21 protein-coding genes and 1 pseudogene are annotated in these 23,002 nt (G+C 69.9%); 13 read left to right on the forward strand and 9 right to left on the reverse strand.

All coding sequences use genetic code 11. The features are described 5' to 3' along the window. Positions 1-239 precede the first annotated feature (239 nt). Genes ACZ63F_RS42560 through ACZ63F_RS42575 form a run of 4 tightly spaced genes read left to right on the forward strand, consistent with a single transcriptional unit; the run spans position 240 to position 5,110 of the window. Complete coding sequence (locus tag ACZ63F_RS42560; protein WP_469719412.1) at positions 240-815, forward strand: (2Fe-2S)-binding protein; 576 nt, start codon at positions 240-242, stop codon at positions 813-815. Beyond that, complete coding sequence (locus ACZ63F_RS42565; RefSeq protein ID WP_469719413.1) at positions 812-1,804, forward strand: FAD binding domain-containing protein; 993 nt, start codon at positions 812-814, stop codon at positions 1,802-1,804. The genes ACZ63F_RS42560 and ACZ63F_RS42565 overlap by 4 nt, the downstream gene beginning before the upstream one ends. Continuing rightward, positions 1,801-3,927, forward strand: coding sequence for a xanthine dehydrogenase family protein molybdopterin-binding subunit (locus tag ACZ63F_RS42570; RefSeq protein ID WP_469719415.1), 2,127 nt, complete (start codon positions 1,801-1,803; stop codon positions 3,925-3,927). Before ACZ63F_RS42565 ends, ACZ63F_RS42570 begins: the two co-directional genes overlap by 4 nt. Next, complete coding sequence (locus ACZ63F_RS42575) at positions 3,920-5,110, forward strand: XdhC family protein (protein ID WP_469719416.1); 1,191 nt, start codon at positions 3,920-3,922, stop codon at positions 5,108-5,110. Before ACZ63F_RS42570 ends, ACZ63F_RS42575 begins: the two co-directional genes overlap by 8 nt. Positions 5,111-6,332: 1,222 nt before the next feature. Here the strand turns inward: ACZ63F_RS42575 and ACZ63F_RS42580 are convergent. After that, the gene (locus tag ACZ63F_RS42580; RefSeq protein WP_469719418.1) at positions 6,333-7,196 is read right to left on the reverse strand and encodes an LLM class flavin-dependent oxidoreductase; all 864 of its coding nucleotides are present in this window, start codon (positions 7,194-7,196) and stop codon (positions 6,333-6,335) included. Between the two features lie 171 nt (positions 7,197-7,367). On the opposite strand from ACZ63F_RS42580, the gene ACZ63F_RS42585 reads away from it, so the two are divergent. Continuing rightward, on the forward strand, positions 7,368-7,538 hold the full coding sequence (locus tag ACZ63F_RS42585) for a hypothetical protein (RefSeq protein ID WP_469719420.1): 171 nt from the start codon (positions 7,368-7,370) through the stop codon (positions 7,536-7,538). 376 nt (positions 7,539-7,914) lie between these two features. Here ACZ63F_RS42585 and ACZ63F_RS42590 read toward each other — a convergent pair whose 3' ends face one another. The 3 genes from ACZ63F_RS42590 to ACZ63F_RS42600 all read right to left on the reverse strand — a co-directional run bounded on the left by ACZ63F_RS42590 (position 7,915) and on the right by ACZ63F_RS42600 (position 10,713). Then, positions 7,915-8,565, reverse strand: coding sequence for a uracil-DNA glycosylase (locus ACZ63F_RS42590; RefSeq protein ID WP_469719422.1), 651 nt, complete (start codon positions 8,563-8,565; stop codon positions 7,915-7,917). After that, complete coding sequence (locus ACZ63F_RS42595; RefSeq protein WP_469719424.1) at positions 8,562-9,443, reverse strand: alpha/beta fold hydrolase; 882 nt, start codon at positions 9,441-9,443, stop codon at positions 8,562-8,564. The genes ACZ63F_RS42590 and ACZ63F_RS42595 overlap by 4 nt, the downstream gene beginning before the upstream one ends. 481 nt (positions 9,444-9,924) lie before the next feature. Then, positions 9,925-10,713 (reverse strand): SDR family oxidoreductase, encoded by a 789-nt coding sequence (locus ACZ63F_RS42600; protein ID WP_352367598.1) that lies wholly within the window; start codon positions 10,711-10,713, stop codon positions 9,925-9,927. A 190-nt stretch (positions 10,714-10,903) separates the two neighbouring features. On the opposite strand from ACZ63F_RS42600, the gene ACZ63F_RS42605 reads away from it, so the two are divergent. From ACZ63F_RS42605 to ACZ63F_RS42615, 3 genes and pseudogenes are all read left to right on the forward strand, one after another. Further along, positions 10,904-11,773, forward strand: coding sequence for a helix-turn-helix transcriptional regulator (locus ACZ63F_RS42605; RefSeq protein WP_469719426.1), 870 nt, complete (start codon positions 10,904-10,906; stop codon positions 11,771-11,773). An 88-nt stretch (positions 11,774-11,861) separates the two neighbouring features. Next, positions 11,862-12,278, forward strand: coding sequence for a hypothetical protein (locus ACZ63F_RS42610; RefSeq protein WP_469719427.1), 417 nt, complete (start codon positions 11,862-11,864; stop codon positions 12,276-12,278). 260 nt (positions 12,279-12,538) lie between these two features. After that, a pseudogene (locus tag ACZ63F_RS42615) lies at positions 12,539-13,325 on the forward strand (IS5 family transposase). Positions 13,326-14,089: 764 nt separating this feature from the next. On the opposite strand, the gene ACZ63F_RS42620 reads toward ACZ63F_RS42615, so the two are convergent. Both ACZ63F_RS42620 and ACZ63F_RS42625 read right to left on the reverse strand, forming a co-directional pair. Then, positions 14,090-14,296, reverse strand: a complete 207-nt coding sequence (locus tag ACZ63F_RS42620) for a hypothetical protein (RefSeq protein ID WP_469719429.1) — start codon at positions 14,294-14,296, stop codon at positions 14,090-14,092. Between the two features lie 101 nt (positions 14,297-14,397). After that, complete coding sequence (locus ACZ63F_RS42625; protein ID WP_469719430.1) at positions 14,398-14,745, reverse strand: hypothetical protein; 348 nt, start codon at positions 14,743-14,745, stop codon at positions 14,398-14,400. Positions 14,746-14,809: 64 nt separating this feature from the next. Here ACZ63F_RS42625 and tap point away from each other — a divergent pair, with 64 nt between their 5' ends. The 3 genes from tap to ACZ63F_RS42640 all read left to right on the forward strand — a co-directional run bounded on the left by tap (position 14,810) and on the right by ACZ63F_RS42640 (position 18,577). After that, on the forward strand, positions 14,810-17,041 hold the full coding sequence (gene tap, locus ACZ63F_RS42630; protein WP_469719432.1) for a telomere-associated protein Tap: 2,232 nt from the start codon (positions 14,810-14,812) through the stop codon (positions 17,039-17,041). Positions 17,042-17,047: 6 nt separating this feature from the next. Beyond that, on the forward strand, positions 17,048-17,605 hold the full coding sequence (gene tpg, locus ACZ63F_RS42635) for a telomere-protecting terminal protein Tpg (protein WP_469719433.1): 558 nt from the start codon (positions 17,048-17,050) through the stop codon (positions 17,603-17,605). A gap of 435 nt (positions 17,606-18,040) precedes the next feature. Next, positions 18,041-18,577, forward strand: a complete 537-nt coding sequence (locus tag ACZ63F_RS42640) for a hypothetical protein (RefSeq protein WP_469719434.1) — start codon at positions 18,041-18,043, stop codon at positions 18,575-18,577. Between the two features lie 61 nt (positions 18,578-18,638). Here ACZ63F_RS42640 and ACZ63F_RS42645 read toward each other — a convergent pair whose 3' ends face one another. The 3 genes from ACZ63F_RS42645 to ACZ63F_RS42655 form a co-directional block, all read right to left on the reverse strand. Continuing rightward, entirely contained in the window at positions 18,639-18,806 is a 168-nt protein-coding gene (locus tag ACZ63F_RS42645) for a hypothetical protein (RefSeq protein ID WP_469719435.1), read from the reverse strand. 71 nt (positions 18,807-18,877) lie between these two features. Further along, complete coding sequence (locus ACZ63F_RS42650) at positions 18,878-21,535, reverse strand: helicase associated domain-containing protein (RefSeq protein WP_469719437.1); 2,658 nt, start codon at positions 21,533-21,535, stop codon at positions 18,878-18,880. Beyond that, on the reverse strand, positions 21,532-22,098 hold the full coding sequence (locus tag ACZ63F_RS42655; RefSeq protein ID WP_469719438.1) for a hypothetical protein: 567 nt from the start codon (positions 22,096-22,098) through the stop codon (positions 21,532-21,534). The genes ACZ63F_RS42650 and ACZ63F_RS42655 overlap by 4 nt, the downstream gene beginning before the upstream one ends. 153 nt (positions 22,099-22,251) lie before the next feature. Here ACZ63F_RS42655 and ACZ63F_RS42660 point away from each other — a divergent pair, with 153 nt between their 5' ends. Together ACZ63F_RS42660 and ACZ63F_RS42665 are read left to right on the forward strand one after the other, a co-directional pair. Continuing rightward, positions 22,252-22,545, forward strand: a complete 294-nt coding sequence (locus ACZ63F_RS42660) for a hypothetical protein (RefSeq protein ID WP_469719440.1) — start codon at positions 22,252-22,254, stop codon at positions 22,543-22,545. A 109-nt stretch (positions 22,546-22,654) separates the two neighbouring features. After that, positions 22,655-22,822, forward strand: a complete 168-nt coding sequence (locus ACZ63F_RS42665) for a hypothetical protein (protein ID WP_469719442.1) — start codon at positions 22,655-22,657, stop codon at positions 22,820-22,822. The last annotated feature ends 180 nt before the right edge of the window (positions 22,823-23,002 follow it).

The raw sequence follows: 23,002 nt of genomic DNA on the forward strand, positions 1-23,002 counted from the left end.
ACCGTCCTGCGGCTTTTCCCTGCCGACTCCGCCGGCGCAGCCTTCGATGCCCTCCAGCGTGCGTGTTCAGACGCACCATAAGAAACAACGTCTTACTGCTCGCCAGCCGTTTCACCAGCGATCAGCCCACCCCTGACAGTCAGCCACCACCACTGCGGCGCCCACTCCGAGCGGCCGCTGAATCCGGCACACCCGGGGCCCCCTTACGTCAACAACAGAACGTCGCAAGGAAATCGCTCATGACCTTAATGACGTCCAGCGTCATCACCCTGCACATCAACGGCGAGAAACACACCCTGCCCGTCGACCACCGCACCACCCTGCTCGACGCTCTACGCGAGCGCCTCGATCTGACCGGCACCAAGAAGGGCTGCGACCAAGGCCAGTGCGGTGCCTGCACTGTCCTGATCGACGGCCGCAGGTCGGTCTCCTGTCTGCAACTCGCGGTTGCCGCCGAAGGACGTGAGATCACCACCATCGAGGGCGTCGCGGACGGCGACCGACTCCACCCGGTGCAGCAGGCGTTCCTCGAACTCGACGGCTACCAGTGCGGCTACTGCACGCCCGGACAGATCTGTTCGGCGATCGGCATGCTCGCGGAACACGCTGCCGGTTGGCCCAGCGCCGCTTCCGGCGACATCCGTCCGGCGGCCGGACCGACACCGCTGACCGCAGATGAGATCCGTGAACGAATGAGCGGCAACTTGTGCCGCTGCAGCGCCTACACGTCGATCGTCGAGGCCGTCGCACGAGCGGCCGAGACCGCCGACCCGGCAAAGGCGGCCGCACCGGTGCAGTCCGGGGCGGGCGCATGAAGGAGTTCGACTACCACAGGGCGCCCGATGTGATGGGCGCCGTCGCCCTCCTCGACAACGATCCCGACGCGCGCTACCTTGCCGGCGGCACCAACCTGGTCGATCTGATGAAGAGCGGCGTAGAGCGTCCGGCCCGCCTCGTCGACGTACGGGAACTGCCCCTGGACCGCATTGAGCCGTCCCCGGACGGTGGACTCCACATCGGCGCGACGGTCTCCAACAGTGACCTTGCCGCCCATCCCGAAGTACGCAGCCGTTACCCGATGCTGGCCCAGGCGGTGCTCGCCGGTGCCTCCGGTCAGCTGCGCAACATGGCCACGGTCGGCGGCAATCTCCTCCAGCGCACCCGCTGCGCCTATTTCACGGATACCACCAAGCCGTGCAACAAACGCGACCCCGGCAGCGGGTGCCCCGCCCTCAGCGGCGAGCACCACAATCACGCCATCCTGGGCGCGTCCGAGAGCTGTGTGGCCGTGCACCCCTCGGACATGGCCGTCACCCTGACCGCCCTTGACGCGGTCGTGCACTACGAAACCGCCCACGGGCAGGGCGAATTCGGGCTCGATCAGCTCTATCTGCCCGTCGCCGACACCCCGCACCGAGAGACGGCCCTGCCGGCAGGTGCTCTGATCACGGGGATCTCACTGCCGCCCGTGTCGGTCGCGGCCCACTCCCAGTATCGCAAGGTGCGCGAGCGCGCCTCCTACGCCTTCGCCATCGGTTCCGTCGCCGCCGCCCTCGACGTCCGCGACGGAGTCGTACTCGACGCACGTCTCGCGTTCGGCGCCGTGGCGTCCCGGCCCTGGCGAGCCCGTACCGCCGAACGGGTCCTGATCGGGGCGCCCGCGACTGCCGAGACGTACGCGGCCTCCGCAGAGGCGGAACTGGCCGCGGCCCGGCCGCTGCCGCACAACGGATACAAGGTGACACTGATGCGTAACTTGACCGTGGCCGTGCTGAGCGAGCTCACCGAGGCGGCCGCGCGATGACCACCACCGCACAGAAGGCCGCCGTGCGCGCGGTGGGCACTGGTCACGTGAGAGTGGAGGGCCGGGACAAAGTCACCGGCGCGGCACGCTACGCGGGCGATATCCCTTTCACCGAACTGGCCTACGGCTGGTTGGTGTTGTCCACGGTCGCGCGCGGCCGCATCTGTGACATAGCCAGGGCTCCCGTCCTTGAGATGCCCGGTGTCCTGGCTGTTCTGGACCACCGCAATGCACCACGCCTGGAAACCGACTACGTCGGCCTGCTGGGCATCAGGCCCGACCCCACCTGCGCTGTCTTCCAGAACGACACAGTGCCCCACGTCGGCTGGCCGGTGGCCCTGGTCGTCGCGGAGACGCCCGAGCAGGCACGGGAAGCGGCCGAGGCTCTGGCCGTCGAGTACGAGACGCTGCCGCACGACATCGAGTTCACAGGAGACCACCCGGTCTCCCACCCCGTGGACGGTCACATGCCCGGCGTGACCGACAAGGGGGATCTGGAGGCCGCACTGACCGCGTCGGCCGTCGTCGTGGACGAGGAGTACACGACGCCGGAGGAGCATCATCATCCGATGGAGCCTCATGCGGCGACCGCCCGTTGGGAGGACGGCCGGCTGGAGGTGGTCGACTCCAATCAAGGCACTTCCTGGGTGGTCAGCGAGCTGGCGAACCTGTTCTCGCTGGATCCCGCGTCGGTGCGGGTGCGGTCGGAGCATGTCGGCGGGGGCTTCGGCAGCAAGGGCGTACGCGCTCACCAGGTGGCGGCCGTGATGGCGGCCACGGTCCTCCAGCGTCCGGTGCGTGTGGCTCTGACCCGGCCTCAGATGTTCGCGCTGGCCGGGCACCGCAGCCCCACCGTCCAGCGGATCAGGCTCGGGGCCCACGCCGATGGACGGCTGCGTGCCCTTGACCACCGCTCGGTGAGTCGTACCGCCACGGTGTACGAGTTCGTCGAGCCGAGTGCCGGCGTGGCACGGGTGATGTACGACGCCGACGCCCACCACACGGAGAACCGCGTCGTACGCCTCGACGTGCCCAGCCCCACCTTCATGCGTGCGCCGGGTGAGGCTCCGGGGTCTTTCGCCCTGGAGTCCGCGCTCGACGAACTCGCCGAGAAGTGCGGGATCGACCCGATCCAACTGCGCCTGCGCAACGAACCGGGCAAGGGCCCTGTCTCCGGCCTGCCCTTCGCCAACCGCAACCTGCGCGCCTGCTTCGAGGAGGGCGCCCGCCGCTTCGGCTGGGCCGAGCGCGATCCCAGGCCGGGGGTGCGGCGCGAGGGCCGGTGGCTGCTGGGCACCGGGACCGCCGCCGCGTCCTTCCCCGCGGGCGCCGCCCCCTCCACCGCCGCCGTCACCGCCGAGCCCGACGGCCGCTTCACCGTGCGGATATCGGCGGCCGACATCGGCACCGGCGCACGGACCGCGCTCACTCTCGTCGCGGCCGACGCCCTCGACGTCCCACCCGAGCAAGTGACGGTGCTGATCGGCGACAGCGAGTTCGGCTTCGCGATGATCGCGGGCGGTTCGATGGGTACCCGCTCTTGGTCCATGGCCGTCATCGCGGCCGCCCGTGACCTGCGCGAGCGACTCACTCTCGGCATGGCGATCCCGCCCGAGGGAATCACCGTCCGCTCGGACACCACGGCCCAGATCGCCGCGCTCGCGCGCATGGAACGCCATTCCTACGGAGCCCAGTTCGCCGAAGTCGCGGTGGACCCGGCCACAGGTGAGGTACGGGTACGACGCATGCTCGGTATGTTCGCCGCCGGCCGCATCGTCAACCCGCTCACCGCGCGCAGCCAGTTCACCGGCGGCATGATCTGGGGCATCTCCATGGCGCTCCACGAAGAAGCCGTGCGCGACCCGGCCTTCGGGGGCCCGGTCGGTGCAGACCTCGCCACCTATCACGTGGCCACGCACGCCGACGTCCCGCGCATCGAAGCGGACTGGGTGGACGACACGGACCCCGACGACCCTGTCGGCATCAAAGGCATCGGCGAGGTGGGCGTCGTCGGCGCAGCGGCCGCCATCGCCAACGCGGTCTGGCACGCCACCGGCAGACGGCATCGTCACCTGCCCATCCGACCGGACCGCGTCCTTACGGCGGCAGGCAACGATGCTTGACCTGCTCCCGGAACTGAAGGACTGGCTCCACGACGGCCGTGACATCGCCGTGGCCACCGTCGTGTCCGTCGGCGGCAGCGCTCCACGCGGCCCCGGTGCCGCCCTCGCCGTCGACCGTGCGGGCACCGTCATCGGATCGGTGTCCGGCGGCTGCGTGGAGGGCGCGGTCTACGACCTGTGTGCTGAGGTGCTGCAGACCGGCCAGAGTGTGGTGGAGCGTTTCGGCTACAGCGACGAGGATGCTTTCGCCGTGGGCCTGACCTGCGGTGGCGTCCTCGACGTGATGGTCACACCTCTGCCCGCGAACGCGTCGGTCAGGGCACTGTTGGAGTCCGCCCTGGACGCCATGGAGAGGGGTGAGCCGGTGGCCCTGGTCCGAGTGGTCGAAGGTCTGCCCGAGCACCTCGGCACCACTCTCCTCGTCCACGGCAATGGCTCCACGGAAGGCAGCCTCGGGATCCACGAGGACCTGGACCGCACGGCCGCGGAGCACGCCCAGGCTGCCCTTGACGCAGGCCGCACCGGCACGGTCGAACTGTCGCCGGAAGGCTCCTCCTGCCCTGAAGGCCTCACCTTGCTCGTCGAGGCCGGCACGCCGCCGCCGCGGATGATCGTATTCGGTGCGGTCGACTTCGCCGCGGCGCTGGTTCGGGCCGGGAAGTTCCTGGGCTACCACGTCACGGTGTGCGACGCCCGGCCGGTGTTCACCACTCAGGCACGCTTCCCCGAGGCGGACGAGGTCGTCGTGGACTGGCCGCACAGATATCTGCGGGGCACCCGGACGGACGCGCGGACTGTCCTCTGTGTCCTCACGCACGACGCCAAGTTCGATGTTCCCCTGCTGGAGGTCGCGCTGCGGCTCCCCGTTGCCTTCGTGGGTGCCATGGGTTCACGTCGCACCCATGCCGACCGCAGGCGCAGACTGTGTGAAGTAGGTTTGAGCGAGGCAGAGTTGGCCCGCCTGAGGTCACCCATCGGACTCGACCTCGGGGGCCGTACGCCCGAGGAGACCGCGCTGTCGATCGCCGCGGAGATCGTCGCGTCGCGCAGAGGCGGAACCGGCCGTTCACTGACCGACACAGAAACACCGATCCACCACGGCAGAACGGCCCGCTCCGATCTGTCGTCCGGTCTTCCCTCACTGCCGAACGCGGTTGCGGGCACCGCTTCCCAGCGCCTTTGACAGAAATTCGAACAAGGCGTGTGGTGAGGAGCTGGATCGCCCAGGACGGCCCGATCAACGCGGGCGGGGTACGGGCCGTCTACCGCAAGACGCACCCGTGGGACCGGGGGACGCTCTTGTTTCGGAGCCAAGGAATCTTCCTCGTCCGGGTATTGAGGGTCTCGGTGCACGGGCTGGACAGTGCAGGCGGGCGGAGGTTCCCACTCTCGTGGACAGCGCCCTCGCCGAGCTGGGCGGCATCGACCTGTTGGTGAACAACGTCGGAGCCGGGACGACGTGAAGCCCATCCGTTTCCTCGACACCGACGACACCCAGTGGACCCGCATCCTCGACCTCAACCTGCTCCGTGCCGTCCGTGCCACCCGCGCGGCACTCCCGAAGCCTGATCGAGCGCCGTGGGTCGATCGTCGACGTGTGTGTCGTTCCTGTGAGGGAGGTCGAGGACGGTTTCGCGCGAGCAGTGGGATGTGGCTGCTCCGGTGTGGTGGAGTGGCGGGCTGCGCACGGAGAGTTCTTCTGGAGTGTTGGCGTGAGTGAGTAGCTGGGACGCACTCCGGTCATTGGTGGCGGCACTCTTGTCGTTGCAGAACGCTTCCGGGTGGTCGAGCCCGGCGACTGGGGTGGTCCGTGACCGGTGTCCGTGAGGTGTGCGAGGGTCTCGGTGAGTTGTGTGTCCGGGGGGGGTGATGTAGTTGAGGACGCCGGAGGCGTCGTCTCCGTATATTCGGCGAATACGTCCACGGCATTCCTCAGGGAACATGTGATGCCGTATTCCGGATCGGGTATCTGGTCGGCCTTGCTCTGAGTCGAAGCCACTCGTATTCATCCGGTAATTGGAGGGATCCGGGATGTGATCCCAGAATCGTCCGGGCCCGAGAAGTGACGGGTTTTCGGTTGGGGATGTGTGGAACAAGCGCGGCACGCCTTCCCCTGCTGCTGCCGCTTTTGCCTGACTGCAGAGCAGTCAGGCCCTGTACCAGCGCGGAGCGCGTTAGACCGTGCTGTTGCCCCGGCGTAGGAACAGCCGGCGCCGTGGCACGGGCGCCTCCGGGACAGGGAGCAGCTCGGCAGGGAACGCCGCCAGCGCCCGTCTTGTCCCCTCGGGCGGGCGGTCACGTTTTTCCCCACGGTCTGCATGATCAGTGTCACGCGATTGCTCACCCGCGCGGTCACGGTTCCCTGGGGGATGTTGAACGCGTCCCGCACCATCTCGGATGGCTGGTCAGACGGTTGGCGGCCCCGCTTCGATCCGGCGCAGCACCGGAGGGAGGCGGTCCAGGTCGGGGCCGGTCTGGACCTGTCGTTCGTCCCACCAGGTGGCTCCGGCGTCGTACAGCGGACCGATCACGTCCTTGGCCTTCGCTGCGTCCGGGGGCGTGGCACCGCCGAGGACGAACTCGAAGGGACGCTCGGTCCCGGCCGTGCGGTGCTTGCGTACATAGCCGACCAGTTCCCGTACCTCCGCCGCATCGGGCGCATGCCCGTGCCGGGCCGCTTCGAAGAGCGGCACCGCGCCGTCCCACTGCGCTGCCCGACGCATGGGCGCACGACGCGGCCAGAACCCGCCGATCCACACCGGCGGACCGGGCCGCTGCACGGTGGCGGGCAGCAGCGCCACGTCCCGGGCTTCGTAGTGCCGGCCGTGGTGGTTCACCGGCTCGCCGGACCAGAAGCGCCCCAGCAACTCCAGTCCCTCGTCGAGCCGCTCGGCGAGGAGGCGTGGCTCGGCTGTGTCGCCGAAGCTGCGGTATTCGTCCTCGATCGGACCGCCCAGACCGGCGGCGAAGGTCACCCGGCCGCCGCTGAGGTGGTCCAGGGTGGCCACCTGGCGGGCGAGTTGCTGCGGACGGTAACGGGGGACCGGCGTGAGCAGGGTCCCCAGTCGGATCCGTGAGGTCGCCAGCGCGGCCGCGGTCAGCAGCATCCAGGGGTCTCCGAAGGGACGCTCCTGGTGCTGCCGGTGCAGTACGTGGTCCCAGACGAAGAGTCCGTCCCAGCCGGCCTGTTCGGCGGCAGCCGCAACGGTCGCTACGTTGCGGGGGTCGGCGAAGTCACCGAAGTTCGGGATGTTGATGGAGAAGCGCATCCCAGCAGGATGCGCATCCGGTCATGAAGCGGCAACAGGATTCGGTTGCAAGCGGCTTCACGGCAACTGCGGACCACGTGCCATTCATCGGGGTCCCCGAAACACAACCGGACCGACAGGACTGACCCGTCGGGCGCCGCATCCCGAGCGGCCACCGCCTGGGGAAAATACGTGACCACACCGCTGGGGAATTATGTGACCGTCGGCACCTCGTCGTCCTTCGGCCAGGACCGTACCGAGCACCTTCGCTGGCGCCCCGGCGAGCGCCTGGTGCGGGTTTCTCATCAGCGGTGCGGCAGCAGCCCCGAGCCGGCTGAGGGGTACGACCAGCCCTGCCGCTGACATCGCACTCTTCCCGGTCCCGCTGACTGATGACCTCGGACACTCTGCCGACTCCCGGTGAGGCCTCGGTGAAAGGGCTCTCCCGGCCCGGCCGCCACCGCAGCCCCCTGGGCCGGCGCATGCAAAATGGCGGTCAGCCTGCTCGTCCCACAGGACGTTGACTCGATGGCCCGCACCTCTGGGCGGTCGACGCCTCCGGGTACGCCCGCGCCCTTGACGCGCTCGGCTGAGCCCTCGCAGGCCTGGGGGAGGCCTCGAGACTCCGGATCAGCTCAGGCATTGGTGCCACCTCGGGCTCCTGCGGCCGCTGCACCATCGGTAGCGCAGGGGCGGCAGGTGCTCTGGTGTGCGGCGGTGCCGGTCGGTTCCGTACGTGTCAGGGGCCCGGAAGGCTTGCCTGCTCGACCTGGGCGAGTTGGGTGGCGAAGATCCTGGCGCCGCCCTGGGCCGGATGACGCACGGGAATGGCTTCCACGCCGTTGCGGGCGAGTGCTTCCTGGGCTTTGCGGCCGACCGCGACGATGGTCTGGATCCGGAAGGCGGCCGACAAGGCGAGGGCGATGGGTGTGCCCTGGGTGATCTCACTGGCGCGCGGGGGGCGGTTGGTGCCGGGCCGGCCGGGTTCGTGCGGGTGGTTCGGGTAGATTGGCCAGAACATCGGTACCGGCCCTCGCAGGGTCGTGACCGTACGCCATACCACGGTCGACGAAGCTTCCCAGAGGGCCGGCGGGTCGGTGGGGATCTCGAAACCGTCGCCGTCCGGGTCGCCGGTGATCAGCCCCGGTCTGGCTGCCAGCTGGGCCACGCTCATGAACGGCAGCCCGGTGACGGCGTGACCCCGGTAGCCGGGGGCTTCACCGATCAGGAGCATCCGGGGACGGATGTGGTCCATCAGCTCCAGGTACCGTCGCAGGTTCCGCTCGCGCAGCCTGCCATCGGCGTCCTTGCCGTAGAGGAACCGTGCGTCGTCCCTGCCGGGCAGTGCGTGGAGCAGTTCCCAGAACCGGTCGAGGTCCGCGGTGTTCATCGCTGCGTGGAGGCAGCCTCTGCATGTTTGCGGATGTGCTCCGCCCAGGTCTCCGGGGAGTCGACGGGGCTGAAGTGCCCGGTGTTCTCCATGAAGTGCAGGTCGTAGTCGCTGTAGTAGTCGTCGAGCGAGTCGCTCCACTCCGTGGGGAAGAGTGCGTCGCTGTCCGGCCACAGGATGGTGATGTTCTTCGAGAACCTGTCCTGCGGCGCCGGTTTGGTCTCGTTGGCGTAGAAGGTGATGGGGTTGCCCTCGGGGTAGCGGAACCACATCGCGCTGGCCACGAATTCGCCGGGCTTCGAGTGATTCTCGGTGAGGTGGTCGAGCAGCACATCGACCGCGGGGGAGCCGGGGGGCGACCAGCTCTCCAGGTTCTCGCGCAGTGCGGCGCGAACGGCTTCCGGCTTTCCGTCGATCAGGTCCTCGACCAGCCTGGTCTTGTAGAGGATGGCGTGCAGGAAGGCGTTGACGGCTTTCTCCTCCAGGATCCGCCGGCCGACGCCCAGCGTGGGCGGGGCGATGACCAGGGAGTGCGCCAGGTCCGGACGTTTCACGGCGATGGTCTGCACGGTGAAGCTGCCCACGTCGTAGCCGCACAGTACGGCGTTGCTGATACCCAGTTCGTCGATGAGCGCGATGACGGCGTCGACCTGGCCCGTGAGCGAGTAGGCGTTGCCGACGTCCTCCAGGTGCTTGTCGGATTTCCCGTATCCCCGCAGGTCGGGGGTGACCACATCGACGTTCTCGCCCAAGAGCGGCACCACGCGTGAGAACTCCATGTGGTCGCCCGGGTTGCCGTGCACGAGGACGACGGGCGTGCCGCTGCCGGAACGCTCGTAGTAGTTGCGGAAGCCTTGCCTGGGTTGCGAGAAGGGCATGGTGTTCACCTCCAGGTGTTTCGCTGCTGTGCCCGTCGCGGTTCGGCTTCGGCCGGCCTGGCGACGTCGTTGCCAACGGAATGCGCCTCCTGCCGGCCCAGGAAATATCCTCCGTCGTCGTGCGGTGCCCCGCACCTCGGCCCGGACCTTGCACCTCTGCGCGGAAACCGCGGGCGAGCCGGCCGCGGGACTCCTGCTGCCTGCGCGATCATCTGACCGAACGTGACGGCGCTGCGACACGGCGCAGCACAACGGAAGCAGCAGGGACGGACCGGCCCGCAGTGCTGCCGCAGCAGGCACCGGCCGAGGCACCACCGGCAACCCCGTGCCGAAGACCACGGCACAGATTCAGGCTCGGTGTGCGACACGGAGAGGCCGCGACACCGGCACCGGGCCGCCGCAGACCGCCGCCGGCACCGCCAGGACGGCGGCGGCGGCACGGCGCCCAGCACACGGAGGGCGCCTGCACGGGATGGGTGTGTCAGCTGGGCTGGGCGGTCGGCATGATGAAGACCTGCGGGAGGTTGACCCGCAGCGGCAGGGAAGCGATGAAACCGACCGTCCGCGCGATGTCGTCCGGCACCAGCCAGTCCACGGTGTCCTTCGACCCCTCCAGCCAGTCACGGGCGCCGGGGTCCGTGACGTGGTCCTGCAATTCCGTGCCCACGATCCCGGGCTCGATCGCGGACACCCGCACCTTCTTCGGGCCCAGCTCGACCCGGAGGTGCTTCGACAGATGCGAGACGAACGCCTTGGTGCCGGCGTAGACGGCGAAGGTCGGGTAGAGGTTCTGCGCGGCGCTCGACGAGGTGTTGATCAGGTCGGCCACGCCCCGCTCGTCGGCGGCCCTCACCAGCTGCGGGGTAAACGCGCCGATGACGTTCATCAGCCCGGAGATGTTCAGGTCGATCTGCTGCTGCCACTGGTCGGCGCGCAGCTCCTCGACAGGCCCGGGCAGCATGACGCCGGCGTTGTTGAAGAGCAGGTCCGCGCCGCCCAGCTCCGCCTGAACGCGGTCGGCCGCGGCCTGCACCGCGGCGGCGTCGGTCACGTCGACGGCGACCGCCACGGCGGTGCCGCCGTCCTTGCCGATGCGCGCGACCAGGTCGTCCAGCCGCTCCGCGCGCCGGGCCAGCACGGCGACCTTCGCTCCCAGCGACGCCAGGTGCTCGGCCGACGCCTCGCCGATGCCGCTGGACGCGCCGGTGATGACGGCCACCCGTCCCTCCAGGGGCTTGGCAGAGGTCGTGGGAGAGGTTTCGGTGGTCATGGTGTGACACCTTCCGGAAGAGGCACGTAAATGGCGGAGGCCTCGGACGTTGCCGTCGCAGGCCCTCCCGTCTTCCAGCACACCACCGCCCCACCGGCCCGGATGGCCCGTAGGTGGTCCTGACGGAACAGGTACTGGCAGGGCCACCCAGCACAGGGGCGAGCGCATGCACACGGTCCAGACTGGGTGCATGGACCGCAGCAGCGAGATCGCCGCCTTCCTGCGCACCCGTCGGGCACGGGTGAGCCCCGAGTCGGCGGGCCTGGCCCCCGACGGACGTGTCCGGCGGGTGCCTGGTCTGCGTCGCGAGGAGGCCGCCCGGCTTGCGGGCGTGAGCACCGAGTACTACACCCGGCTCGAGCAGGGCAGGGCCGGACATCCGTCACCGGAAGTGGTCGAGGCCCTGGCCCGCGCGCTGCGTCTGGACGCCGCCGAGCGCGAGCACCTCACCAACCTTCTCGCCCGCCCCGGCGGGCGGCGGGCACCGGTGTCGCCGCAGCGGGTCCGCCAGGGTCTGCACCTGATGCTCCAGACCCTGGACCACGTGCCGGCGTTCATCATCGGTCGACGCACCGACGTACTCGCCTCGAACCACCTGGCCCGCGCCGTCCTCACCGACTTCGAGGCGTTGCCGGTCCAGCGGCGCAACCTCGCCCGCTACTACCTGCTCGACCCCGAGGCTCGCGAGCGCACCGGCGACTGGGAGCAGATCGCCGCCGAGACCGTGGCCATGCTGCGACTGGAAGCGGGCCGCTGCCCGCAGGACCGCCGGCTGGCCGACCTGATCGGTGAACTTACGCTCAAATCACCGGAGTTCAGCGCATGGTGGAACGACCACCGTGTGCTGCGCCGCAGTCACGGAACGATGCACTACCGGCACTCGCTCGTCGGTGACCTGTACTTCTCCTACGAATCGCTGCAACCCCCCGGCGACGACAACCAGACGCTGTGCGTCTACATCCCCGAGCCGGGTTCCGCCACGACCGAGTCGCTGCGCATTCTCAGCAGCTGGACCACCACCCCTCGCCCGGCCGGATCCGACGAAGCGGCCACCCCCTGACCTGTTTCGGATCCTGGGGCGCCGTTCGCCCAGGCCAGGGCTCAGAGCTGGTTCGGGCGGCAGGACCGTGTTCACTAGAGTCAGCCGTATGGACATGCGGAGGATCGTCGCGGTGCTGGCCGAGGAAGCCGAGCAGCAGATTCAGGACCAGGTATGGAAGCTGGAGCCGAGCGACCGCACGCTTGCCGTAGAGGCCGAGGCCGGCCTGCGCGACGCGGTCGGTCCGCCGGACGTCCAGGAGGCGTTGCCACAGAAAGACCGGCTCGAACACCTCCGGGAAACGCTGGCCGTCCTGGCGATATCTCTCGCCCGCACTCATGGGCGCCTGGCCTGGTTTCTCTCCGGTGCCATCAACGCACTCGAACCGATCCTGCGCCGGCGTGCCCTGCCTGCAGGCCCTGGCGGCACCTTCGGCACTGTCCCCGCGAGTCCTGACGATTATGCGGAGGCGGAGGATGCCGTCCGCCGACTCCAGGACGCCCTTGCACGCATCACCGCCGAGTAAGTAGGTGTTTTTCTTCTTCGAACTGGAACTGTTCCCGGCGGTCCGGATGCCGGAGTGTGCCCGGTTGGCTTCGTAACCGAGAGCCGACACCGTTTGTCACCGAGTTTGGGCAGCGCTTGACGATCGCAGAGCCGGAAAATGTTGGTGATAACTGACACCGGTGCGAGATGGGTCAACCCTGCGTCGCCGCGCTGCACGGCCCCTGCTAAGACGTCGTTTCCTTTGGTGGCTGGGGTCGTTGTGCTGGTCTTGCTGAGCGCCTGGTGCCGGACGAGCTGTGGGAGTTGTTCCGGCGGGTCGTGCCCGAGACGGTGGTCGTACGCGCACAGGGAGGCGGCCGGCGACGGGCCGGGGACCGCGAGTGTCTGGCGGCAATCGTGTTCGTGGCCACGTCAGGGTGCTCATGGCGGCAGCTGCCACCGGTCTTCGGGCCGGCTTGGCCCACGGTCTACCGGCGCTTCGCCCGCTGGAGCCAGTCCCGGGTCTGGGCCCGTCTGCACCGCGTCATCCTCGATGAACTCGGAGCCCAGGGCGAGCTCGACTGGTCGCGCTTCGCCGTCGACCCTGTCAGCGTCCGAGCACTCAAAGGGGGCAGCTGACCGGACCGAATCCGACCGACCGAGGCAAGAGCGGATCGAAAATCCACCTCGTCGTCGACCGCAGCGGCCTCCCCGTCGCCGTCGCCATCTCCGCTGCCAACACACACGACAGCCTCGCGCTGCAGCCGCTGATCGCATCCATCCCACCGGTGCGCAGCCGACGCGGTCCCCGACGGCGGCGGCCTGCGAAACTCCACGGAGACAAGGGCTACGACTACTCTCACCTGCGGCGATGGCTCCGCGAACGAGGCATCACACCCCGCATCGCCGCCGCGGCACCGACACCTCACAGCGACTTGGCCGACACCGCTGGGTGGTCGAGCGGACCATGTCCTGGCTCGCCGGCTGCCGCCGCCTGCACCGCCGCTACGAACGCAAGCCTGAGCACTTCCTCGCATTCACCGCCATCGCCACCAGCCTCATCAACTACCGACGACCCACCAAGTGAAACGGCGTCTAAGCACGTCGACCAGGCGCTCGCTGCGAACCGGCGGGAGTCCGACGCTCCCAACCGGATCGAGGCCGCAGCGCCGCGTCTAGGCGCTTTCGGGGGCGGCTGCGGGGCGGGCTGGCGGGCGCTACTCCCGGGATGGTTGGTAGTCCCGGTTCCCTGGCTGTGGCTGTACGGCATGCACGTGATGGGGTCGACGGTGCCGACGGAGTAGCCGGGGCAGCGGTGGGAGTCGATGTCATTGGCGGCAACCAGGGCACCGACCGGGAGCAGCAGGGCGAACAGGACCAGGGCGAGCGCCAAGAGGGCGGTCAGGCGGGAGAAGCAGGCGTCGGACTGGGGGCGGTGAGTGTTCACGGCGGTGCCTTCCAGGAGGGATGCCTACCGTCGAAGGCATGAGCACGATCCCGGACGCGCAGCCGGCCAGGCCGTGGCGCTCGGAGGACGGGCCACGGCCGGAGGTGTGGTCCTGGCCCCGGACCGACCGCCCGGCGCTCCGGGTGATGTCGGGCGGGAAGTGGCGGCACGCGCCGGTTCTGGCCCGGCAGAACTGGGCCGACGGCACGGTCCGTATCAGGTCGAGGTGGACCTGCTCGGCGATAGGCGGGTCCGGATCCTCCCGTACCAGTGGCCACAGTCGGGGTTGCGGGTGGCCTGCGAAAGCGGCTCGGAGCCATCCGGGAGCGCCGCCGGGGCTGAGCGTGGGTGATACCCCGGCGCGGCCCTGCCAAGGGCTGGCAGGGCCGGCGGGGGCGCTCCGGCTACAGGTAGGTGTCCAGGAACGCGGCGGCGTGCGCGGTGCCGTGCTCGTCGACGAGCGGGTAGCCGAGCAGCTCCACACGCTCGTCGCGGCCGTTGACGCGGACGGTGACGACGGCGCCGTCGGGCGCGGCCGCGCGGAAGCGGACGACGGTGTCCGTGAGCGTGCTGGAGTTGATCACCTTGAAGACGCGGACGGGGTGAGCCATGTGTGGCCCCTCTCGAACGGGGGCGGCGTCCGTGTTGGCCGCCCTGTACCCCTTCCCGACCCTCGGGCCTGGTTGGACAGCAACGGCCCTGTACCGGCCGGTCAGGCGGCCGGGCCGACATTCTGGCGCTCGAGGGAAGCCGGGTCTCCGGCGGGGGCGGGAACGGCACCGGGGGCGTGGAGTGCCTGCCGTACGGCGACCATGTCCGCGCCGTTCGCCCGGCAGTCCCAGTGCTGGTGTGCCTGGACGAACGCGGTCAGCCCCCGCAGCTCTCTCATGAGCCGGTCGAACTCGGGGGCATCTGCCGGGTCCCAGCCGGGCGACGCGGGACGGCCGGTGTGCTCCCCTCCCCGTTCCGTCTCCTCCGGCCACCCGTCGTGCGGTTCCCTGGACAGCAGGAGGGCGGGCTTCAGCTCCGACGCCCTGACGCAACGCATTTCGTACGCCACAGGTTCGCCAACCGTACGCTATCCGTACGGTCGGTGGGCTAGGGTGTGGCTCCGGAGGTGTTCGATGTCCGAGTTGTTCGATCGGGTCGATGCGCTGGTTGCGTCCCGGTCTGTGCTGCCGCCGCCCAGGGAACGTAAGCGGCTGCGCCAGGCTCACGGTCTGACGCTGGACGAGGTGGCCTCAGCCCTGGACGTGCGGCGTGCGACCGTCAGCGGCTGGGAGGCCGGTAAGACCGAGCCGCGGCCGCCGGAGCGTGAGGCCTACGCGCGCCTGCTCAACAAGCTCGCGGAGCTCTATTCCGCAGACTCCAACTCCGTGACGCCCACTGAGGACACGGCCGTCCCCCCCTCGGCTCCGCAGGCGCAGCCTGTGCACACAGACGCGGCGCCGGAGGCTGCGGCCATGACGACCGAACAGAACAGCCAGACCCGCCCGGCCGTCGACGCCGTGCCTCCGGCTGCCGCGCCCGTTCCGGCGCGCGCCACCCGGCCGACGGCGTCCGCGTCGCGCCGCCCGGCTGCGAAGAAGGCCGCCCCGGCGAACACCCCGGCCGGTGGCACGGACCCGCGGTTCGAGAACGGTCCGCTCGCGATCGTCGACGTCGAGGCCGACGGCCAGGTCGTCGCGTACTGCACGGGCGGCCTGGTCCTGGAGGTGCCCGCCAAGTCCCTGCCGTCCCTGATCGACTGGACGCTGAAGGAGGCGAAGCTCGGGCAGCCGAAGCTGTCCGGGCCGGGCAAGGACGCCGACCCGCTGCTGGTGCTCACCGAGGCCGCGCTCAAGCGTTACGGCCTCCCCGTCGCCCTCACGCAGGAGGAGCGGCTCGCCGGGCGGATCCCGGAAGGCCACAAGGTCGTCAAGCAGCTGGTCCGCGCGCAGTGGAAGCTGACCAAGCGTGGGTTCGGGCCGTGGGCGCGGATCTACCGGCCCGCGACCGGTTCGGACCGCCAGTGTGTGCAGCTGTGCATCCCCTCGTGGCACGCGCTGGACACGCGGCACTGGGGCGAGGCCGCCCGGCTTCCTCCGGCAGAGCTCGCCCGCGTCCTGGGCGTGTACGCCTCGAGGGTGATGACGCCGCGCGGGTCGACCGCCGTGACCGGCCTGGAGCTGATGACCGCGCTCCACCCGCCGACCCGCGCCTCCGAGCCCGACGCCGACGGCAGGCGGCACTCCGAGCACAACCCCGGCAGCCTGGGCAAGGACCCGGTCGACTGCGCGCCGTGCGAGGCCCCCGACGGGCACCCCCTCCTGGCGGACCTGCCGCGCTTCCACGTCCGCGGCCCGGCGGAAAAGCTGTTCGAGGAGGCGTACGACTGGGCGCGGCCGATGACGGACGCCGAGTGCACCCTGCGCCACCTGGTCGGCATCGACGTCAACATGGCCTTCGCCGCCGGCGCCAACGGCCTGGTCGTCGGCCTCGGTGCGCCCACCCACGTCGAGACGCCGGTGTTCGACGCGAAGCTGCCCGGCTCCTGGCTGGTGGACCTCTCCCACGTCGACCTGTCGCGGGTGAAGGTCGGCAAGGACAAGTGGGCGGACCTGGAGGCGAGCCTGCTGCCGAGCCCGTTCACACCGAAGGGCGAGCGACCGCAGGGCCCGGCCTGGTACGCGACGCCCACTGTGGCGTACGCGGTGGAACTCGGCTACGACGTCACCCCGATCGAGGCCTACGTCCGCTACGACAACGGCCGCTACCTGGACGGCTGGTACCAGCGGCTGCGCGACGCGTACCTCGCCACGATGGCCGACCTGGGCGTGCACCCGGACATGGAGCCGGCCGACTTCCTGGCCGCGATGGACGGCTACAAGGACCGTGACCCGCAGCTGGCGATCGTCGTCTCAGCCGTCAAGGCGACCGTGAAGGGCGGCCTGGGCAAACTGCGCGAGCGCCCGCGCGGCGAGGGCTGGAAGCCCGGGCAGCCGTGGCGCGCCCTGTCCCGCCCGACATGGCGGCCGGACATCCGCGCGGCAGTCATCTCCCGTACCCGGATCAACCTGCACCGTAAGATCGTCAAGCACGCGGCGTTCACCGGACGGTACCCGGTCGCGATCCTGTCCGACTGCGTCGTCTACGCGGCAGGCGGCACCAGCCCGCTGGACTTCCTTCCCTACCGGGACGGCAAGCCGCTGCCGGGCGGCTTCAAGCTCGGCATCAACCCCGGCCTGGTCAAGCACGAGGGCACCCAGAGCGTGCTGTGGGGCGAAGAGGTCCGCGAGCGGTTCGACGCCCCGGAACTCAACCTCGCCCGCTACATCAAGGACGGGCAGGTCACGGACAAGGACAGCGGGGAGTAGCAGGCGATGACCCTGTTCGGGGACGGCCTGGACCAGGCGGTGCAGCGGGCGTTCACGCGCCCGGTCCCGAAGTCGGCCGGCGCGCAGATGCGGTACCTGGTCAAGCAGCTCAAGGGCACCAAGGCGGTCGCCCAGATGCTGCGGATCTCCCAGCGCACCGTCGAACGGTACGTGAAGGACCAGATCAAAAAGCCCCGCCCGGAGCTCGCCGCGCGCTTGGAACGCGAGGTGAACAAGCGGTGGCAGCCGCGGATCCGCGCCAAGGCCAAGGAGCGGGCGGTGACGACCGGCGGCATCGTCATCGACACCCGCGCCCGGCTCGGCTACACCGCCCCGATCGGGTCGACGGACCAGGACCGCATCCGCCACCTGACCGTCGCCCTGCCCCCGCAGTACGCGGCGCGCCTCTTCGAGGCCCAGGAGCAGGGCGCCACCGAGCAGCGCCTCCAAGAGCTCGCGGCTGAGGCGCTCAAGGAGGTGTACTTCCAGGACGGCGGCCGTCGCGCCGGCCAGCTGGAGGAAGTCCGCTTCACGGACATCGAGCACCTCGAGTTCGACCTGTAGATCCCGACCATCCCCGAGCCCCGTCGACAGCATCCTGCGGTCAGATCCGGCCGCCCGCCCCGAACCCGATGTCCACGACAGCGCAGGCCCGCACAGCCCATGCCCAGCAGCTCTGCCGTGGCGCGATCACGCATCAGCCCGTTCATCCGCTGCGCCCGCACCCGGCCCCGTGCTGCCTGGGTCTCGCGCTCTTCCCGCGTCACCGTGTCGCCCTGGCCGTGGACTTCCTACGCCCGGGCGTCCCCGGTGAAGGAGTGGGGAGCCAGTGCCGAAGGCCAGGGGGTGATCCCCGGCTGTGACGCAGCTCCTGTCGCCCCCGGGGGAGGCCGCCGTACCGTTGTCCGCACCTCCCCGCCCGGGCGCGCAGTGCCCGCGACCGGATCACCCCCACCGGAACACCCAGGACAGGCGGGCATACGCACAGGACGGTCCACCATGCCCACCACGCTCTCGCCCGTCATCGCCGCCTCCGCACGCTGGCTGCTGGCGGCCTTCCCCCCGGCCACCGGCCCGCTGAACCAGGCCCTGGCCGAAGCCCAGGCAGGCCATGCGGCCACCATCGCCGCCGCCCTGCGCTACCCCACCGCGCTGGACGCCGAACTGCTGGACCTGCTCGGCCCCGGCGGCTCCGGCCGGCTGGACTTCGTCACCGGCGCCGACGCACCCCCGCTGACGGACGCCACCCACGCCTGGCGCACCCAGGTCGACGAGACCGTCGTCAGCTGGGCGGCCTGCCTGCTGGCCGACGCCGACCTCGCCGCCCTGGCCGCCGCCTGCCTGGCCGCCACCCACCACGGCCCCGACAGCGTGGGCGACGCGCGCCGGCTGACCATCCCCAGCCCGCGCGACCACCGCGCGGCCCCCCTGCTGCGCCACCCGGACCTCCTCGGCCCGATCGCGGACCTCCACCGCGAGACCCTCCTCGGCCTCCTCGGCGCCGCCCCGGCCGTCACCGCCCCCGAACCCGGGTGACCACCGAGCCCGTACGACCACAGGCAGCCGGCCACCGTCGGGCCGCCGCGGCCCGACGCGCTCAGGGCGCCTTGAACAGAGCCGGGAAACGCGGAGCGAGCCAGGGCTTGCGCCCCCCGACCAGGATGCGGCCCTGAGCGAGGGGACCCCGTGGCACCAATGCGGTGACCGCAGCGGCGAGGCCGTCGAGGACCAGGACCTTGTGGACGGGGTGACGGTCCACTTCCACCGGGAGTGCCGCGCCTTCCCTTGCCCACACTCGAGTGAGCCCGATGGGAGTCGGCCAGCGGCCCGTGGTCCTCACGCCCACTCCATTCCCAGCTCCCGAAGCGCGTTGCGCTGCTCCACCGTGAGCTTGTCGCGCCTGGATTTGGTGTTGGAGATCCATACGCCCAGTTTGACGGCCACCGGTTCCGTCTCGCCGTCGACCACGATCTCCTCAGCGTGCCCGCGCGGAACAGGCCGGTGGGCACCTTCCCGTTCCACCCATTGCGCGAGGGCCGTAAGTCCGCGCCGGAATGCCTGCTGCGCCTTACTCGGGCCCTTGGTCGCACGCGTTGCTGCCGGGGCAGGAGACGGCGCCTCGCTGGGCTTGATGCCAAGCTTGGACAGCCGCTTCTGCTGCTCGGTGGACAGCTGGGCCCAGGTACTCGCCTCCCGTTGCCGTGCGAGCCATCGTCCGATGTCGTCGCCTTCGAACTGCACGCCGGGTGCGATGTCGGGCAGGCGGCCGTCAGCGTCGACGAGGTCGGCGAGGACGCGGTAGTGGCGTTGCCAGTCCAGTGGCCAGGGGCAGTCCCAGTCCGGGTCGATCCCCGTCAGCTGCGCTGCGCGCACGGCGGCCCGCTCAGGGTCCTTCCCGAGGCCGCCCTTGCGGCGGAGGTTGGCCATGTGCTGCCCGATGGGCACCATCGCCTCGCTTTCGCCCCACACGGCGTCCTGGCGCGGTGCGAGGTGTCCGGTGGCGCGCCGGTAGGAGCGGAGCGCGGCGAGCTTGGCCTCCCATGCTTCCTCGCCGGGCTCCCAGACCATCCCGGCCTCCGGCGCGTCCAGGAGGACCTTGCGCCGCTCCTCCAGCTCCCCGGCCCGCAGCGCCTTCCGCTGCTGGTGCACCCACCGCCCAAGCGGAAACGCCTTCGTCGCCCCCACCTCGACCTCAACGTCATACGGGACGGCGTGGACGCCGGTGATCCCGTTCTCCCTCCGCCATCGCAGCAGGGCCTGGTAGCCCTCCAGCCACACCAGCGACTCCGGCCGGTAGACCCGGGTGCGCAGGAACGCCGCGATGGTCGCCGCGTCGCGCGGGCTGGAGAAGTGGAGCAGGGCCGACTCGGCAGCGGCGTCGGTGTCGTCCTCCTGGTCCTCGCCGTCGCCCTCCCCGCCGACCCCGACGATCCGCCCGTCCTCATCGCGCTGGAGGTGGACCTTGCGCTTGCCGCTGGTGAGCGCGCGGGAGGCAAGCTGCTCGACCAGACGCTCATCATGCGAGCGCAGGCCCTGAAGGACCGCTACAAGAGGGCGGAAGCTGGCGGAGGCGACCATGTCCGTCGGGTCCTCGCCGGGCTCCAGGAACACCGGCACGATGATCCTGGCCACCTTCGTGCTGCCGTCCTTGTTGAGCCGGAGCGCCCGGCCGATGTTCTGCACGATCTCCACCTGCGAGCCGCGGGTGTCCGCGAAGCAGATCGCTTCCACGCCCCGCTTGCCGGTGATGTCCACACCTTCCCCGAGCACGCGAACGCTGGCGAGGAACGCGCGGTGCACCCGGCACCCGGCTGCGTCGATGCCGTTGGCGAACTGCCTGATGACCTCGCGCCGCTCGGTGACGAGGTGGTCGCCGCACAGCCACGCCGACCACACCCGGTCCGGCGGAACGTGGCGGCCTGCATCGAGTTCGTAGAACTCTGCGCCGATGGAGGACTTCGGCAGCTTGTCGGCGGCGGCCAGGTCGTCGTCGGTGGCGTCGTTGACGTACAGCTCAGCAACGGTCTCCGGCAGCTTCTCCGCGAACGCGGCGGCCTCCGCCACCTTCTGGTGGAACGTCATGACGGTCTTGAGGTTCCACTTCGCCGCGTGCTCCAGGAGCGCGGTCTGCAGGAGCGCCAGGCGCCGGCCGCGCCGGGCTTCCTCGGACTCCCCGAGGACGGGTGAGGGGTCGCGGATCTCCAGGACGTCGATCTCGAACCCGGCGAGGATCTCGCGCTCGATCGCCTCCGAGAGCCCGAGTTCTGCGAGCCACGCGCCGTACGTGCCCTCCGGGTCATCGGCCATGGTCGCGATCTCCGCCTCCTGGCCCTCCGCGCCCTTCTGCGGCCGGGCCGCGGCGAGGATGCGCGGGGTCGCAGTCAGGTAGAGCCGAAAGTCCGCCGGGATACGGGTGTTGTCGTGGATCGCCGCCCACGGACGACCAAGATCACCGGCCGTGCCGTGCGCCTCATCCACGATCGCGAGGTCGAAGCCGTCCATACGCTGGCCGTACAGCCGCTCTCCGCCTGCCAAAGCGGCCTCCAGCGGCCCGCGAACCTTCCGCTGGCCCACGGGAGCGTCGATGTCCTCGCGGTCCACGAGAGAGGCGTACGTGGCGAACACTACGACTGGTCCGGATCCGGCCCACAGGGCGAGCTGGATCGGGTTGGTGGTGGTGCGCACTCCCAGCTCGTTCAACACCGGGTCGTTCTCCAGCGAGCACACCGCCACCATGGGGGAGCGGTGCCCCACCGTCCGCCACGCCTGGGCGGTTTGCACGAGCAGGTCCAGGGTCGGCACGGTGACGAGGATCCGGCTGCTGGGGAAGCATTCCAGCGCGCACGCAGCGGCGGTGATCGTCTTACCTGATCCGGTCGCGGAGACGATCGTGCCTCTCGCCCCCTCCGGTGGCACACAGGATCTTGCAGGGAATCCGACCCATTTTCGGAACCGTGATTTCTGTTCCACCTGGTGTTCCCGGAGCTGGATCAAAAGAGTTCTCCCGGCTCGGGAAGGATTTGTGTGACAGAATCGATCCGGTATCCGCCGAGTTGGTAGAGCCCGCCGTTTCTTCCATGGATGGCCCAGGCTTTCACGGCTGCTTCATCGGGTGATGCCGCCATCAGGTGGACGGCGGGGGCAGGCATGTCCGGCCTGGAGCCGCCGGCGATGGGCCGGGCATCTATCCGGTAGACACGGTGCCGACAGATTTCAGGAGTCCCGACACCTGACCGCTCGGCCTCGGCCACGTCTGCCATCAACCGCTGCACACGCTGCGTTTCGTAGCGGATGGCGCGCGAGTCGCCGGAGGGCACGTACGCGGCCATGCGCTCCTTCTCCATGAGACCGGCGATCCGCTCCCACTGAAGGCGCCGCAACTCCGCGATGAGCACCTCGCTCAAGTGATGCGGTTCGGGCGGGGCCGTCCTCGCCCTCCCGGCGCGTTCACGAGCCAGGCATACCTGAGCGGCTATCCGACGGTGATCGAGTCCGGCAGCTTTCGCAACCACCCCGAGCCGGGCAAGCTCATGCGGAAGATACACGTAGATCAACACGCAAACCGCTCTCCACCGGATGTCCCTGAATTACGCCAATGCTACATGCTGCATCACATCGAGATGCAGACGTGCGAGACTCCCCCGGAAAGGCCCCTACCCAAGTCTTCCTTCCGCCCCGATGGCGTGGAACATCGGGGTACACGGCCCCGCATGGCACCGAAGACCGAACGCATCCAGTTCCTGCGGGCCGTGCGACAGCTGCACCGCGTCCGCTCCTTCTACGCAGCAGGCGTCCTGCTGTGGGTGGCATCCTCTGCCTGGACCGGCTGGCAGGCGCCCGGCAGCCGGCAGATGTGGGTGTCCGTCCTCCTCCTGGCCGTCTTCACCGGTCTCCTTGCCACCGCGGGCCTGTCCGTGCGGCGTCTCGCAGTCCCCCCGACAGGCCGGCCCGCGCATCACGCCGCCTCGCACAAGGCAGCAAGCCCCCGCCGCGCCCATGCCTGAGAAGCCGTCAGCCCATGCCCGCACGGGCTGACCACTTTCGGAGGTGCCGCCCACGTCTGTGGGGGCGGGGCCGGGCATACGGGCTTCCTTCCTATGAGAGGGGCTAGTCATGCTCGGCATAGTCGCGGGAGTGCTGTTCTTCATCGCGTTCCTCATCAACGAGGCCGAGATCAGCACCAATCACACGTTCTCGTCAGTCAACGTGATGCTCCTGGGGCTGACCGCACTGACCCTGCACGTTGCGGGAATCGGTAGTACTTGGTCCCGTAGACGCTGACCCGGCGCCAAGCCCCCAGAACCTGCAGAGGACAGCCGCACCCCGTGCTGCCGCTCGGGCCGTAGGCCCGTTAGGTCGGCCCCGCGCAGCGGGGTCGGCCCTTGTGGCGCGAAGCGCGCCCCAGTGGGCGGAATGAGCGGAAGCAACCGCGTGGGGGAGTCGGCCCCATCGCTCCCGGGG

The organism is Streptomyces sp. NPDC104761 (genome assembly GCF_055583445.1).